The sequence below is a fragment of the Hymenobacter agri genome (assembly GCF_054778495.1).
Genome location: NZ_BAAGZM010001228.1, coordinates 1 through 625, shown reverse-complemented (window position 1 = coordinate 625; position 625 = coordinate 1). Strand labels below are relative to the sequence as shown.

Genomic DNA, 625 nt, shown 5'->3' with positions numbered 1-625 from the left:
CTGGGTGAATACGGCGGCCCCAGCCTTCCGGGCCGAGGTAGAAGCCACCGCCGACCGCCACGAGGCCGAACTCGTGAACCTGTGCCGCCGCACCCGCACCGGCTTCCTGGCGCTGAGCACCGAGGGCGACTTCGTGCCCCAGCTCGTGAATCTGTTTCGTCATCGCCAGCAGGTAGGCCGCCGTGGATAAGCGCATCATAAAGCCTGCGGCGGGGGCGATAAACGCCGCGTTTGGCGCCGTGTTCTGCCTGCTGGTGGCTTCGGATGCGGGGGCGCAGGCTCCCGCGCCATCGGCGCTGCCCCAGGGCCGCTTTTTGGCCCGGGTTGTGCGCGTGGGCGAGCTCCTCGACTACGAGCTGCGCTACGCCCACGCCCCGGAGCTGGAAGTCGTATTTCCCGATTCGCTGGCCCGGTTTGCGCCGTTCGAGTATGTGGGCAAGTCGGCCTATCCCACCCGCACCCGCCACGGGGTGAGCCTCGACAGGGCCGTATACCATCTGCGCACCTTTCGGCTCGATTCGGTGCAGGCCCTGGCGCTGCCGGTAGCCGTGCTGCAAGGCCCCGATACCCTGAGCGTGCTGCCCGCGCCCGCCAGTGTGCGCCTACGGCGCACGGCGCCGCCGCT

General features: G+C 69.4%; 2 pseudogenes. Both read left to right on the top strand.

Going from position 1 to position 625, the window contains the following annotated elements:
* A pseudogene (locus tag ACYVDE_RS25480) lies at positions 1 to 190 on the top strand (DUF58 domain-containing protein); the annotation flags it as partial.
* A pseudogene (locus tag ACYVDE_RS25475) lies at positions 183 to 625 on the top strand (hypothetical protein); the annotation flags it as partial. The pseudogenes ACYVDE_RS25480 and ACYVDE_RS25475, both read left to right, overlap by 8 nt.